Origin of the sequence: Steroidobacter flavus (genome assembly GCF_042651805.1) — a bacterium.
Taxonomy (GTDB): Bacteria; Pseudomonadota; Gammaproteobacteria; order Steroidobacterales; family Steroidobacteraceae; genus Steroidobacter; species Steroidobacter flavus.
Genome location: NZ_JBHSDU010000001.1, coordinates 21,462 through 35,392, shown reverse-complemented (window position 1 = coordinate 35,392; position 13,931 = coordinate 21,462). Strand labels below are relative to the sequence as shown.

The 13,931-nt window shown below is 62.1% G+C and carries 11 protein-coding genes; 4 read left to right on the top strand and 7 right to left on the bottom strand.

What is annotated here, in order from left to right:
* Window positions 1-31 precede the first annotated feature (31 nt).
* A complete protein-coding gene (locus ACFPN2_RS00115; RefSeq protein WP_380593764.1) occupies window positions 32-337 on the top strand; it encodes a hypothetical protein in 306 nt (101 codons plus the stop codon).
* Here the strand turns inward: ACFPN2_RS00115 and ACFPN2_RS00110 are convergent.
* The 7 genes from ACFPN2_RS00110 to ACFPN2_RS00080 form a co-directional block, all read right to left on the bottom strand.
* On the bottom strand, window positions 334-1,296 hold the full coding sequence (locus ACFPN2_RS00110) for a TIGR03885 family FMN-dependent LLM class oxidoreductase (protein ID WP_380593762.1): 963 nt from the start codon (window positions 1,294-1,296) through the stop codon (window positions 334-336). The two genes, ACFPN2_RS00115 and ACFPN2_RS00110, sit on opposite strands and share 4 nt — an antisense overlap.
* 11 nt (window positions 1,297-1,307) lie before the next feature.
* Complete coding sequence (locus ACFPN2_RS00105) at window positions 1,308-2,972, bottom strand: alpha-amylase family protein (RefSeq protein ID WP_380593760.1); 1,665 nt, start codon at window positions 2,970-2,972, stop codon at window positions 1,308-1,310.
* 4 nt (window positions 2,973-2,976) lie between these two features.
* Window positions 2,977-3,351 (bottom strand): sensory rhodopsin transducer, encoded by a 375-nt coding sequence (locus tag ACFPN2_RS00100; protein WP_380593758.1) that lies wholly within the window; start codon window positions 3,349-3,351, stop codon window positions 2,977-2,979.
* 2 nt (window positions 3,352-3,353) lie between these two features.
* Window positions 3,354-4,511, bottom strand: a complete 1,158-nt coding sequence (locus ACFPN2_RS00095) for a D-arabinono-1,4-lactone oxidase (RefSeq protein ID WP_380595251.1) — start codon at window positions 4,509-4,511, stop codon at window positions 3,354-3,356.
* 419 nt (window positions 4,512-4,930) lie between these two features.
* On the bottom strand, window positions 4,931-6,565 hold the full coding sequence (locus ACFPN2_RS00090; RefSeq protein ID WP_380593756.1) for a M28 family peptidase: 1,635 nt from the start codon (window positions 6,563-6,565) through the stop codon (window positions 4,931-4,933).
* Between the two features lie 87 nt (window positions 6,566-6,652).
* Window positions 6,653-8,275, bottom strand: a complete 1,623-nt coding sequence (locus ACFPN2_RS00085) for a methyl-accepting chemotaxis protein (protein WP_380593754.1) — start codon at window positions 8,273-8,275, stop codon at window positions 6,653-6,655.
* Between the two features lie 117 nt (window positions 8,276-8,392).
* Window positions 8,393-8,911, bottom strand: a complete 519-nt coding sequence (locus ACFPN2_RS00080) for an SLOG cluster 4 domain-containing protein (protein ID WP_380593752.1) — start codon at window positions 8,909-8,911, stop codon at window positions 8,393-8,395.
* A 205-nt stretch (window positions 8,912-9,116) separates the two neighbouring features.
* Here ACFPN2_RS00080 and ACFPN2_RS00075 point away from each other — a divergent pair, with 205 nt between their 5' ends.
* The 3 genes from ACFPN2_RS00075 to ACFPN2_RS00065 are packed head-to-tail and all read left to right on the top strand — an operon-like array spanning window position 9,117 to window position 13,929.
* The gene (locus tag ACFPN2_RS00075; protein ID WP_380593750.1) at window positions 9,117-11,063 is read left to right on the top strand and encodes a TonB-dependent receptor plug domain-containing protein; all 1,947 of its coding nucleotides are present in this window, start codon (window positions 9,117-9,119) and stop codon (window positions 11,061-11,063) included.
* 2 nt (window positions 11,064-11,065) lie between these two features.
* Window positions 11,066-11,647: a TOL_0243 family YfiR-like periplasmic protein gene (locus ACFPN2_RS00070; RefSeq protein ID WP_380593748.1), complete on the top strand. Its 582-nt coding sequence runs from the start codon at window positions 11,066-11,068 to the stop codon at window positions 11,645-11,647.
* Window positions 11,644-13,929: an ATP-binding protein gene (locus ACFPN2_RS00065; protein ID WP_380593746.1), complete on the top strand. Its 2,286-nt coding sequence runs from the start codon at window positions 11,644-11,646 to the stop codon at window positions 13,927-13,929. Before ACFPN2_RS00070 ends, ACFPN2_RS00065 begins: the two co-directional genes overlap by 4 nt.
* The last annotated feature ends 2 nt before the right edge of the window (window positions 13,930-13,931 follow it).

Below are 13,931 nucleotides of genomic sequence, written 5' to 3'. Positions count from 1 at the left end.
CTGCCAGGCGCCGCTCGTATAATCGGTCCCCGTGAAGTTCGATAATCCCATCGACCAGCTACTCGCGGGCGAAGCGGCCGCATCGCTGGGCATGTCCGGGCGTAAGCTCAAACAGACCCTGGACGCCTTACGCCAATTTGAGGCAGACGTCGCTGCCCGCGCCCGATCAGCGGATCCCGTGGTTAGAAACAATCTGGTGATGGACGCCGCCGAGGCCTATTGGGGCTATGTGGTGCAACGGGAGCAATTCGGTCTGCTCGATTCTGACACCATTGCGAAAGACTACGCCGTGCCCGATGAGGTGAAGCGTGTCATGGGGCCCAAGCTCGGTAGTTAACTCTTCTTGAACTGCGGGAGCACTTTCGCCGCGAACGCCTCGATGAATCCATCTTGATTCAAATCGACCTGATGCAAGTACACCTGGTCGACCCCCAACGCCGCGAACCCCTGCAGCCAGGCTGCGTGCTGTGATAAATCGGATGAGATCAGCACGCTCTCATGCATATCCTCCGGCCGGACGAAGCGAGTCGCGGTTTCATAGTCCTCTGGCGACCGTAACTCCCAGCCGACATCGCCGCCGAGTGTCACGAAGCGCCAATGGTCGAACGCGCCTTTGAGCGCCTGCGACTCGGTGGCCGCCCAGTTCAGTGCCACTTGCAGGTGAATGGGTTTGCCTTCACCGCCGCCTCGGCGAAACGCTTCGATGACTTTCTTGAGCTTGTCCGGTTTGGAAGCCACTGTGAGCAAGCCATCGCTCCAGCCGCCCACAAACTCAGCTGTCGATTCACTCACCGCCGCGCCGAGCAGCGGCGGCGCGGTCTTGGGCCGCGAATAGAGTTCGGCGTCGACGACCGTGACCGATCCTCGATGCGTCACCCGCTCGCCCTTCAGCAGCGAACGAACGATTCCGGCACATTCTTTCATCGTGGCATTGCGCTCGTGCTTTGACGGCCAGGGCAAGCCCGTGATGTCCTCGTTCACACGCTCGCCGCTGCCCAACGCGAGCCAGAACCGATCAGGAAACATTTCGGCGAGCGTCGCCGCCCCTTGCGCAACGACGGCCGGGTGATATCGATAGCCGGCCGCGCAAATCAAACCCACTGGAAACCGAGTGCGTGCCATGGCCGCGCCGAGCCACGACCAGGAATATCCGGAGTGTCCCTGCGAGCGACTCCAGGGCTTGAAATGATCCGACGACATCGCACACGCAAACCCGGCCTGCTCGGCGGCGATCGTGTATTCGAGCAACTGCGATGGCGCGAACTGCTCATGTGACGCGTGAAACCCAATGCGCATCCTGGTCTCTCTCAGTGCTGCGACGGTGGTCCGGGCGGCCGACGACGTAACGCGTAGTTCAAGCCACCCACGCGGTACCATTTATAACCAAACGCCACCAGTGCAATGTCATGGCGGCCATGCTCGTCGGCCCGGCTGTCATCCAGCTCGAGCAGATTCACGAGCAGATCGCTGCCCTCGCCCTCCAGCACCAGCTTCACCTGTTGCGGCTGTCGATTGAAGTTATGGAGCACGACGATGCGATTGCCTCGCCAGGCGTAGCACAGTCCCAGCACGCCGTGCGCGCCGGTGCGAAGCAAGGTCCATTCGCCCCAACCAATCTCCGGACACTCCTTGCGAACGCGGATCATCTTGATCATCCAGTTCAGCAACGAGCCCGGATCGCGACGTTGCGCATCGACGTTCACACTGCGATAGCCGTAGGGACCCTTGGAAATGACGGGATTGACCAGCTTGGGCGCGGTGGAGAAACCGCCGTTGCGCTCGCTCGACCACTGCATCGGCGTGCGGACTGCCGCTCGCTCTTTTAGGGCCAGGTCTTCACCCATGCCAATCTCATCGCCATAGCGCAAGACCGGCGAGCCCGGCAGCGAGAACATCAGGCTGTTCGCCAGTTCGATGTGACGACGATCGCCCAGCATCGAGGCGAGCCGTCGGCGGATGCCGCGATGATAGAGCTGCATGTTTCGTTCAGGGCCGAAGCGCGCGAATACTTTGTCTCGCTTGGCTTTGGGCAACCGCTCGATATCCAGCTCGTCATGATTGCGCAGGAACACCGCCCACTGCGTGGCTTCGGGAATCTTGCTCGTCTCTTTCAGCGCCGTTTCGAGCGGCGCAGTGTCGCCGGTCGCGAGCGCATAGAAGAAATGCTGGTTCACCCAGAAGTTGAACATCATGTTCAAACCGTCGCGACCGTCGCCGAAATAGTGCTGCGTTTCTTCAGGCGTGACGTTGGCCTCGCCCAGCAACGCCGCATCTCCGGCGCGCCACTGCACGAACTGACGCATGTCGGCGAGATAGTCGAAGCGCAACTTCTCGCCCTTCTTCTGCGACTCGAGAATGAAAGGCACGGCATCGATGCGAAAGCCATCGACACCCAGCTGCAGCCAGTAACCCATGATCCGCCGAATCTCAGCGCGCACGTGCGGATTGTCGATGTTGAGATCGGGCTGAAAGTCGTAAAAGCGATGGTAGTAATACATCTTCGCCACCGGGTCGCGCGTCCACACCGCTTTTTGCACGCCCGGAAACACCATCCCTTTATTCCAACCGGCGGGTCGGGTCTTCGACCAGATATACCAGTCGCGGTACTGCGAATCCGGATTGCGCCGCGCATCCTTGAACCATGGATGTTCGTTCGAGGTGTGATTGACCACCAGATCCAGAATCACCCGCATGCCTCGCTTGCGCGCATGATTCATGAACTCGACGAAGTCGCCGCTCGATCCGTAGCGATGATCGACGCCGTAGTAGTCGGAAATGTCATAGCCGTTGTCCCGATTCGGCGAGGGCTGAAACGGCGCCAGCCAGATCACATCGATGCCGAGCGAGTTGAGATAGTCCAGCCGGTTGATCAAGCCGGGCAGATCGCCAATCCCGTCGCCGTTCGCGTCCATGAAGGTGTCGAGGTCGAGGCTGTAGATGACCGAATTTTTGTACCAGAGATCCTCGATCATCGGCTCACCCCGGAAACGCCAGCGTGGTCGCGATGGCATTGGCGCTCTGGCTGGTATCGCGTCGGGTGAACTGCACGACCACGGGATGATCGGCGACGATCAGCGCGGCATACGGCGTGTCGAGCGGCACCGCCTGGGGATCGATGAGATCGTTGAAGCGGATGTGTCGGACGCGCTGTGCGGTCACCTGCAACGAATAGGGGCCAACGGGCTCACGATCCTCGAAATAGATCGTCAGTTGCAAGTGCGCGTCGAAGTGCCCCGCGTTGAGCACGCACAATTCGTCTCGACTCGTGTCGCGAGGTTCCGCGCCGGAGCTCAGCAGCGGCATGTGCCCGCCCGGAATCGCCCACACTTTGGAACCGATGGTCTTCAGCACCCTCACTCCTCGCCCAACAGTCGAGCCATGGGCGCGGTCAAGAACACGCCTTGCGGATCGAGCCGTCGTCGCAGCGTCATGAAGTCATTCCAACGCGGGTACAGGGCCGCAAGTGCCGTGCCGTGCAACGAATGTTTCTTGCCCCAGTGCGGCCGGCCATCGTGGGCGCGCAGGATGGGCTCGAGGTCGTCGAAATATTCCTGATAGGGCAACGTTGCATTCTGATGCAGCGAGATCGCGACCGAGTCGCGCCCGTGCACCGGGCTCAAGAAGCCCTCGTCCTTTGCGATCAGCCGATACAACACGCGCCAGGCTACCTGCTTGCGATGGTGCTCGAGGATGCGGCGTCTCACCTCGCGAAAACAGGCCGGCCCCGCTTCGGCCGGTACAAAATACTCCAGCTCGTCGAATTTCAGCTGGCGCTCGCGGGCGATGATCTCGTGGCCGTAGCCTTCCTGTTCCGGCAGGCAGCGTGCATAGGGCAAGTCTGGCACCGGGTCCTCGGGTGGATGCAGCGTCCGCAACTTCACCTCATCGCGACGGGGATACCAGTAGAAGTCGAAGTTACGATGAGCATCCGCGAGTTCGTCAAGGTGGGCCAGGCAGTCATCGGTACGCACGGAATATTCGCGCCGGCGCAATCGATAGGCGGGCTGCAGTTGCAAGGTCACCGCAGTAAAGATGCCCAGCAGTCCCATCGACACACGCGCGGCATTGATGAGATCGGGTTCATTCTCGGTCGACCAGTCGACAATCTCGCCGGTGCCCGTGACCATGCGCACACCGATCAGCGTCGCGGAAATATTCTGGAGTTTGCGACCGGAGCCATGCGTGCCGGTGCTGATTACGCCCGCAATGGTTTGTGTATCGACATCGCCGAGATTCTGCATGCCCAAGCCGACGCCGTGCAGAATCTGACCGAGGTCTTGCAACACTGTCCCGGCCCCCACGGTCGCGCGACTCGTGGTCAGGTCGTAGTCGATTAGCCCACGGTGATCGCGCGTCGACATCAATATGTCAGGCGTTTCGACCAATGGTGAGGAGGAATGGCCAGAGCCTGCCACTCTGATTTTTCGGGAGCGTGCCGCGGCGTCTCGAACATAGACGCACACTGCGTCGGCAGTTGCCGGCCAGACTTGCGAGCGAGGCGTGAAGCGCACACTGCCCGACCAATTGACGAACTCGTCCGTGGAATGTGTGCGCAATATATTCACGTGCGGCGGAAAGCCGAGTTACATCACGCACCTACAACGGCACACATGCGACGTAGGTTCCTGGCCGACGGGATAAGCCACGACCCCGTCGGCGCTGGAAACAAATCTTTCCCGGAACCTTCACGCGCCGCCGCGCGTCACTCGCATCGGAAGCAGATAAGTTATCGGTGGAATGAACTTGAGCAACGGTGCTCTAACATCAGGAACCGAAATCCGATTCTCTTCCATCGCCGTGCAATCTCTCGAGGGTCATCCCAAGAATGTGGGGTCATCCTCCAAGTTCGATAGAGATGACGGCACGAAGCCCCGCCTTTTGCGGGGCTTCGACTTTATGGGGCCGCTTTTTCTTCGGTAGCCGCCAACGCTCAGGGCGACGGCGTTTCGACCTCGTACTCGAAGGGATCGGTCTGCAGCGGCTTGCTCGGCAGCGGGCGCTTCGGCAATGGCTGATCGCGCTCCGCCGACATCCACAGCATGGACGCCATGATCACCGCTGCCTGCTTCAGATCTTCCATACGCAAGTGATCGTAGCTGTCGATGCTGGTGTGATGGATGCGGCTGCCGTAATCGAGCGGGTCTTGCACGAATTGGAAGCCCGGGATGCCGACGGCCGACATGGGCACGTGATCGGTGCCATACGTCGTGGTCGCAACTACCGAGTCAGCGCCCATGCTCGCGAACGGCGCGAGCCAGGTCTTCAGAATGGGCGTCGCTGCGATATTGCCTTCCGCATAGATGCCACGAATCTTTCCCGAGCCGTTGTCGAGATTGAAATAAGCGGCGAGCGCGTTGTAGTCCGGGCCGGGCGTCACGGGCCAGCGCAGATTCCACGTCGCATACGCAGGCAGCGCGGCGCGTGCCGGATCTTGTAGCGGCGGACGCGATACCAGGTGACGCTCGGTGTAATTGAACGAGCCATACAGGCCCTGCTCTTCGCCATTCCACAACGCGAACCGAATGGTCCGCTTCGGCTTGAGCCCGAGCTTGGTCAGAATGCGCGCGGCTTCCATCACGACCGCGCTACCGGCGGCGTTGTCCTGTGCACCGTCCGAGGCAACCCAGCTGTCTAGATGCGCACCTGCCATCACGTAACCCGCCTTGGCATCGCGGCCCGGCAGATCGGCGAACACGTTATATGCATTCGAGTCTTCATCGTGATAGCGCACGTCGCTGATCAACTCGAGCGTCGGCGCGGTGCCAGTCTTGGCCAGACGCGCGAGCTGACGATAGTGCTCGGCGGCGAGCTCGAAGCCCGGCAGCTTTGGCGACTGACCGCGACGATGCTGATAGCCCTCACCGTGCAGCAGCCCGCCTTCGCGATAGGACTTGCGAACCCAAGCAAGCGCGCCTTCGCCGGCCAGGAATTCATCGCGCTTGGCCTCGAAGCGACCGCGCTCCAGGCGTTTCTCCAACTCCTCTTCCATGGAAACGACGGGCTGCTTGTACGTGTCGTACTTGGTGATGTCTTCCCGACTCAACCGCACGAACGGCGCCACGAGCGGTTCGCCGCCCGTGTCCGGCTGCGTCACGAGCACGATCTGCCCTTTCAGCTTGCCCCGCCATTTTTCGAAGTCCGCGACCTTGGTCATGGGCGCGACGACGATGGTCGCAGTAATTGCGCCGTTGCTAGGCGCCGTCCATGCGACGGGAATCGCGCTGTAGGTGGCGACGCGCGGCTTCAACAGACGCACGCTGGATTTCTCGATGGACCAGCCGCGGCCGAATTCGAAGCCTTCGGTGCGCACGTTCTTCAAGCCCCAGTCGCGATACTGTTGCTGAGTCCAGCGCTCGGCCTCGCGCATCTGCGGGGAGTTGGTGAGCCGACCGCCGATGCGATCGGTGAGATAGGCCGCCGTCAGCGGCAATTCGCTACGATTGAAGCCCTCATCGACGATCCGATTGATGGAGGTCAGGTCAGCCTGATCCGCCCCCTGCGCCAACGCCGTCCCAAACACACAAACCAACGACGCCACACCGACGCGCCACGCTCTTGCCACCATGCCTCGCTCCGTTGTTGGAATCAGTCACACCAACGGAGTGTAGCCTCCCGACGACGCGGGTGCGCGTATTAAACGTTGCCGCTCCTGTTATGCGGCCCGAGCTGTCGCGACAGGGTGCGATGGCATGGAGATGACGTGCGCCGGCGCGCTGTGGCCAACGGACGCCACGGAGGCGCCGGCGATTCGGAAGAACGCGATCGACTCGATCAGCTCGCGGGCCTGCATCTGCATCGCCTTGCTGGCTGCGGCGGCCTCCTCCACCAGTGCGGCATTTTGCTGAGTGGTCGTGTCCATCTGCGTGACGGCGTGATTGACCTGCTGAATGCCGGAGGACTGCTCTTCGCTCGCGGCGGAAATTTCCGCGACGATGTCGCTGACGCGTTTGATGGCGGTGGTGATTTGATTCAGGGTCTGGCCGGAGGCCTCGACCAGCTCCGAGCCGGCCTTGACCTTGCCCACCGAGTCGTTGATGAGATCTTTGATTTCCTTCGCCGCGGTCGCGCTTCGTTGCGCGAGTGAGCGAACTTCGGAGGCGACGACCGCGAAGCCGCGGCCCTGCTCGCCCGCGCGTGCTGCTTCGACGGCGGCGTTCAACGCAAGCAGATTGGTCTGGAACGCGATCTCGTCGATGACGCCGATGATGTCGGCGATGCGACGACTGGACTCGTTGATCTCGGCCATTGCGGACACTGCGCGAGTGACCACCGAGCCGCCGGACTCCGCCTGATTACGCGCACTCACGGCCAACGAATTGGCCTGACGGGCGCTGTCGGCGTTACGTCGCACGGTCGCGGTCATCTGCTCCATGCTCGATGCCGTTTCCTCCAGGGCAGCGGCCTGCTCCTGCGTGCGCTGAGACAAATCGTCGTTACCTTGGGTCAGCTGATCCGCGGCATCGCCGACAGTGTTGGCGGCATTGCGCACGCCATGGACGATCTCACCGAGCTTGCCATCCATCGACTTGAGCGATTCGAGCAGCACGCCGAGTTCGTCCCGACGCTCGATATGCACCTCACCGCCCAGCTCGCCACCGGCGATCTTGCGCGACACCTTCACCGCTTCGGTCAACGATCGCATGATTGATCGCACCAACAGCGTCGAGAGCACGATCGCCGCGAGAATGCCGATGCTCGCGAGGCTGAGCACGAGAATGCGATTGCTCTCATACATGGCCTGCGATTCGTCGCGCATCTTCGCGGCGTTATCGAACTGAAATTTGATGGAGCTTTCGATGTTCTCGCTGAACGCCGCGAACGCGGGCTCCAATTGCTCGATGCGAAGCTTGTTGGCCCGATCCATATCGCCGGCATGCGCCGCGGCTCGGATGGCTTCGATGGCCGTGAGCACGGGCGCGCGTAGGCTCAATGTTTCATTGTGGAGCTTGCGAGCGCCCTCGGTCGTGATCAGTGCTTCGCGATCCTTGATACGCCGTTCGATCTGATTCATATCCTGATCGATCTGCCGATCAGCCGCGGCCAACGATGCTGGCGTACGCTGCGCCAACGCCAGATCCAGCACCTGCACGATATGCAGCTGAAGCGTGTGGATCTCGCCGATCCAGGCCACCGGCTGCGTGCGCCGCTCGAACATGTAGTTGACGTTGTAGTTGATCTTGCTCAACGCCATCAGGCTCATGAGCGAGATGGCGACCAGCACGACGACCAGGGCGCCGGTGGTGGCGATGAGGCGGGCTTTGACACTGAGATTCATGGAACCGGTACCGAGACAGAAACACTCGGTGGGCTATCGGCCGCGCGGTTCACTTCTGAAGTCGTCGGCGCCTCGATCAGGGTTTGCCTGCGCGCACGTCGCAGAAATTCGCGGCAATCATCCGTGCGCTTGAACCAAACCGAGCCCGGCGAGCGCGCGTTCCAGCTCCGCAATCGAGCCCCACGAAACGATCTTCGAGTTCTGCCGCTCATCCGGGGGATTGCGCTCGAGCTGATCCGACCAGCCGCCGCAGCCCGTGAGCGGCAGCAGCGGTCGATGATGTAACCAGGCGAGACACACTTCGGAGATCGTTCCGGCGCGCCCGCCGATCACGATACATGCATCACCGGCGAGCGCCATCATCAGATTGCGAGCATCGCCCATACCGCTCGGAATGAGTACGGTGCAAGGCCAGTCATGCAGGCCGATATCGTTCGAGGGCACGATGCTCACCACGAGACCGCCGGCGGCGAGTGCCCGTTCAGCGGCGTGTCGAGTCGCCGGGCTGCCGCAACCGCTGACGACGGTAACACCGCGGCGGGCCAAAAACTCACCCGCCGCACCCGCCAGCTCATAGGCCGGCGAGCCGGGCTCGGCACTGCCGAGGACACAGACTTGAGGGGCTCTGGATTTCATGTGACAACACTAGCAGACCGCCTGCGCGTTGCTATAGCACTCGCGGCCGTTGGCAGAATCATCGACTCCGGTTAGTCCCTAATTCCGTGGGAGGAAGGGCTGGCGTACGGTCCCCCGTCAGCTCAGCGGCAGAATCCGATTGACTACGGGCCGGCGCGTGAACGCTCGAACGACAACGATACGTGTCGCGATCGCGATCCATTCGATGGCGGCAGCCGGCAGCGCGCTTGCGGACAACGTCATCATTCGCGATCCGACCTTCGAGCAACTTGCAAGTCTTACCGTCACTTCGGTAACGGGCACGGCGCGACCCCAATTCACCTCGCCCGCCGCTGCAACCGTGTTGACCGCCGAGGAATTGAACTACATCGGAATCAGGAATATTCCGGACGCCTTGCGCTATGCGCCGGGCGTTCAGGTGTCACAGTTCAATGCGCCCCGCTGGTCCATCTCGGCTCGCGGCTTCAACACGATCACGGTGGACAAGTTGCTGGTGCTGGTCGATGGCCGGTCGGTGTACACGCCGCTGTGGTCGGGGGTGTATTGGGAACAGCATGCGTGGCTCGATCAGGATCTGGCTCGCATCGAAGTCATTAACGGACCGGCCGGCTCCGTGTGGGGCGCCAATGCGATGAACGGCGTCGTCAACATTCTGTCGCGCTCCGCACGTGAAACGCAGGGCACGGCGCTACTGGTGGGCACCGGCACAGAAGAGAAGGTGTTCGGCAGCTTCAGATATGGTGGCACGGCGGGCGAGAACGCCTGGTATCGCGCGTACCTCGATTACAGCCAGCATGATGACACCGAGTTGGGCGATGGCAGCCCCACCGGCGATGCATGGGACATGGCGCGCATCGGCTTCCGGTACGACCGCGATGACAAGGACAATCGAGTCTTTGTGAAAGCCGAAGCGCAGTCGGGCGATTTCGACGAGCCCGGCTTCGTGCCCTCGCCCACGCCGCCCTATCAAACATTGCCGCCGCAAGGCTTCAATCGCGGCGGCTTCGTGCAGGCGAGCTGGGTGCGACATCTGGCCGAAGGCTCGGAGCTGGCATTCGGCGCGTGGTACGAACGACTCGAACGTCGCCTGCAACCCACCGACGAGCGAAGCGACACGGTCGATATCGGCGTTCGTTACAGCAGGCAGCTGGCCCGCATTCACTCTATTTCGGCGGGCGCGCTCTATCGTTATATCCAGCACGACACCACGTCCACCTTCCAACTGACCTTCACGCCGCCCGATCGGACGCTGCATCAGGCGTCGGTGTATCTGCAGGACGAAGTTCAACTCACAAAACAAGTCGGGTTGACGCTCGGCGTGCGCGTGGAGGACAACCCGTTCACCGGCACGGAATGGCAACCCGACGTGCGCCTTGGCTGGAGTCTCACGGACTCGCAACTGCTGTGGGCCGCGGTGGGCCGCGCGGTGCGCACACCGACGTTTGCTGACGAGTCCCGGTACTACGTCAATCAAGTCTCGCCGCCTGGAACATTCGGGCCAGGCTCGCCGGCGGTCATTGCACCGATCCTGGGCAATCGAGATCTCAGGTCGGAGGAGTTGATTGCATATCAGCTGGGCTGGCGCGGCCGGTGGCGCAATGGCGCGATGCTCAGTGCCTCGGTGTTTTATAACGATTACGACAACCTGATCCTGTATGTCCCGCAGCCGCTCGACACCGTGACGCTCGCGCCCGAGTTCTGGAGTCTGGCATTGCTGCCGGTCAATAACGGCGCCGGACATGCGAATGGCGCTGAGTTGAGCGGCGTGTGGCAGGCGAAGCCGCGCTGGCGCCTGTTGGGCGAGCTGTCGTATCTGGATCTGAAGGTGGTGCCCTCCGAGGTGCTGCTGGCCAAAAACATCACAGGATCGTCGGCACAACTACAGGCGTCGCTGCGTTCCTATCTGGATCTGGGCAAGGACTGGCAGATCGGCGTCGGCCTGCGCTATGTCGACGAGTTGCCGGCGTTGAACGTGAGCAGCTACGTGAGTGCGGAGGTGCGCGTGGCCAAGGCATTGGCCGGAGGGCTGGAGCTGGCACTCGTGGGTCAGAATCTGTGGGATGACCGGCACGCGGAGTTTCGGACCGCGTCCTTTCCCATCGATCCTTACATCGAGCGCAGCGTGTATCTCGCCTTGACCTGGCGCAGGTAGCGATGCGGTGGCTGTGGTCGCCAATGTTTCTATTCGCCGCGCTGCTCGCGGTGCCCGCGCTTGCCGAGCCCGAGTACAGCATCAAGGCCGGCTATATCCTGTTGTTCACTCGCTATGTCGAGTGGCCCTCGAGCGCCTTTCCCACCCCGACCGCACCCATCGTGATCTGCGTGGTGGGCGCGGATCCGTTCGGCACGGTGCTCGATGAGACGATGGCCGGGCAACAAAGCCAGCAACGCCCGCTGAGCGTCCGCCGGGTCGCCGATGCCCGGGACGCCGAGGGTTGCCACGTCGCCTTCATTGCCACCTCGCCCGCCACCCAGCCGGAGAGCGAACGAACGACTCAGTGGCTGCAACTGCTCGGCCAGCATCCGGTACTCACGATCACCGAACATCTCGTCGCGCTGGATCGTGGCGCCATGCTGAGTTTCGTCAGAGAGGTCGACGGCGGTCAGGAGCGCATTCGCTTCGAGGCAAGCCTGGAGCCGATGCACCGTGCCGGCTTGACCGCCAGCTCACAGATGCTGGTCGCGGCTCGCAGGGTTCATCGCAATCCGCCGCCGGGTGTCGAGGAGCCGCGATGAAACTCCCCGCCTTCAGTCACCTGCCACTGCAGCGCCGGCTGCTGTTGCTGGTGGGCTTGGCGGCGGTCGTCGCGTTGCTGCTGGCGGTGGCTGCCGCGGCGATTTATGACTTCAGCACGTATCGCCCGCGAGCGGTCGAAGATGCGCATGCCCAGGCGCAGAGCATCGCGGCCATCGTGACCGCGGCGGTCGAGTTTCAGGATGCACGAACCGCGAACGAATACTTGAGCGCACTCGGGCGCGATCCAAACATCGAGGCACTGGCGATCGTTCTGGAGGACGGCACCGTCTTCGCCGAATATCACCGTCCGAGCACACAGCGAGTGGATCTCTCGGACGCGAAGATCCAACAACGGCTGATCGGGACGGGACGGATCCTTACCCAATATCACATCGATTCCCGCGGCCCGCTCGATGCCGACCTGTGGATTGCCACGGCGTTGACGCCCTTCGCCGATCGCGTCTGGGAATATGCGCCGTTGCTGGGTGCCGTAGCCTTGTCGTTGTTTGCGCTCGCGATGATGTTGTCCATCACCCTGCGTCGTGCCATTTCCGAGCCGGTGCAGGCGCTGGCCGCGACGGCGCGTGACGTGACTCGCTTGCGGGACTATCGACGCCGCGTCGCAAGCGACAGCTCCGATGAAGTCGGCCAACTGGCGCGCGACTTCAACGCGATGCTCGAAACTGTCGAGGAGCGAGAGCGCGCCTTGAGACAGAGCGAGGAAACCGCGCGTCGACAGCTGATCGAGATCGAATCGATCTATGCCAACGCGCAGGTCGGGCTGTGCGTGATCGATCGACAGCTGCGCTACGTACGCATCAACAAGCAGATGATGGAAATGAGCGGACACGCGCGGGACGCCTTGATCGGCCTCACGATCGACGAGGCGACGCCGGAACTTGCGGGCGTGCTCGTGCCGATCTGCCAACAGGTGCTGGCCACGGGCAAGCCGATCGTGAATGTCGAATACAACAGCGTCGTGCCCTCGACTGAAGCGCCCCGCTATTGGGTCGGCAATCATCATGCCTTGCGCGATGAGGTCGGCAACATCATCGGCGTGAACGTCGCGATTCACGACATCACCGACCGCAAGCGGGCCAACGAGGAGCGCGCGGCACTGGAAGGTCAGTTGCGTCAGTCGCAGAAGATGGAAGCGTTGGGCACGCTCGCGGGCGGCATCGCGCACGACTTCAACAATGTGCTGACCGCGATCTCCGGCAATGCGCAACTCGCCATCGAAGATCTCGCGCCGGATCATCCGGCCACGACCTCGTTGTATGAAATCAAACGTGCCACGGGCCGCGCGAAGGATCTGGTGCGACGGATCCTGGCGTTCAGTCGCCCGGAACAAAACATTCAACATCTGATCGATCTGCGCCCGGTGGTCGAAGAAGCGCTACGCCTGTTACGCGCGACCGTTCCGCGAATGATCGACATTCGCCTGGAAGCCGACACGCACCCGCCGCCGGTGATGGCCGATGCCACGCAGGTCCATCAAGTGTTGATGAATCTGGGCAAGAACGCCTGCGACGCCATGCTGAGCCATGGCGGCACACTCACCATTCGATTGACGGAGGATCACATCGACTCCTTGCGCGACAGTCCCTCTCCCGACCTGCATCCCGGCCGCTATCTGCGCATTTCGGTGGCAGATACGGGCACGGGCATCCCTCCGGAACTGATCGAGCGAGTATTCGAACCGTTCTTCACCACCAAAGGACACGGCGAAGGCACGGGGCTCGGCCTCTCGGTCGTGCACGGCATCGTGCGAGGCCATCACGGCGCCATTCTGGTTCACAGCCAGCCCGGCACCGGCACGGTGTTCGATCTGTATTTTCCCGCGGCCGCGCGCGAGGCGGAGGACGCCGCGAAGACGTCCTCCGCCACCACGGCGCCCACCGGCAAGGGCGAGCATGTGCTCTATGTCGATGACGAAGAGCAGCTGGTGCATCTGGTCACGCGCATGATGGAACGCATGGGCTACAACGTGACGGGCATGACCCGCCCCACCGATGCGATCGATGCCGTGCGTGCCAATCCCGACAGCTTCGACCTGGTCCTGACCGATCTGGGCATGCCCGGCATGAGCGGCATGGACCTGGCCGAAGCGCTGCTGCAACTCCGGCCCGGTCTGCCCATCATCATTACTTCCGGCTACGTGCGCGCCGAGGACGCCCGACGCGCGGAGCAAATTGGCGTGCGAGACGTTGTGATGAAGCCGAATACCGTCGCCGAGATCGGTCAGCTGATTCGCGACCGCCTCGATGCGCTGAAAAAATAGTT

What these genes read in the sequence shown, in the direction of transcription:
- ACFPN2_RS00075 (WP_380593750.1), top strand. Translation starts at nt 9,117, where the DNA reads ATGGCGGCAGCCGGCAGCGCGCTTGCGGACAACGTCATCATTCGCGAT.
- ACFPN2_RS00110 (WP_380593762.1), bottom strand. Translation starts at nt 1,296, where the DNA reads ATGCGCATTGGGTTTCACGCGTCACATGAGCAGTTCGCGCCATCGCAG.
- ACFPN2_RS00080 (WP_380593752.1), bottom strand. Translation starts at nt 8,911, where the DNA reads ATGAAATCCAGAGCCCCTCAAGTCTGTGTCCTCGGCAGTGCCGAGCCC.
- ACFPN2_RS00105 (WP_380593760.1), bottom strand. Translation starts at nt 2,972, where the DNA reads ATGATCGAGGATCTCTGGTACAAAAATTCGGTCATCTACAGCCTCGAC.
- ACFPN2_RS00065 (WP_380593746.1), top strand. Translation starts at nt 11,644, where the DNA reads ATGAAACTCCCCGCCTTCAGTCACCTGCCACTGCAGCGCCGGCTGCTG.
- ACFPN2_RS00085 (WP_380593754.1), bottom strand. Translation starts at nt 8,275, where the DNA reads ATGAATCTCAGTGTCAAAGCCCGCCTCATCGCCACCACCGGCGCCCTG.
- ACFPN2_RS00070 (WP_380593748.1), top strand. Translation starts at nt 11,066, where the DNA reads ATGCGGTGGCTGTGGTCGCCAATGTTTCTATTCGCCGCGCTGCTCGCG.
- ACFPN2_RS00090 (WP_380593756.1), bottom strand. Translation starts at nt 6,565, where the DNA reads ATGGTGGCAAGAGCGTGGCGCGTCGGTGTGGCGTCGTTGGTTTGTGTG.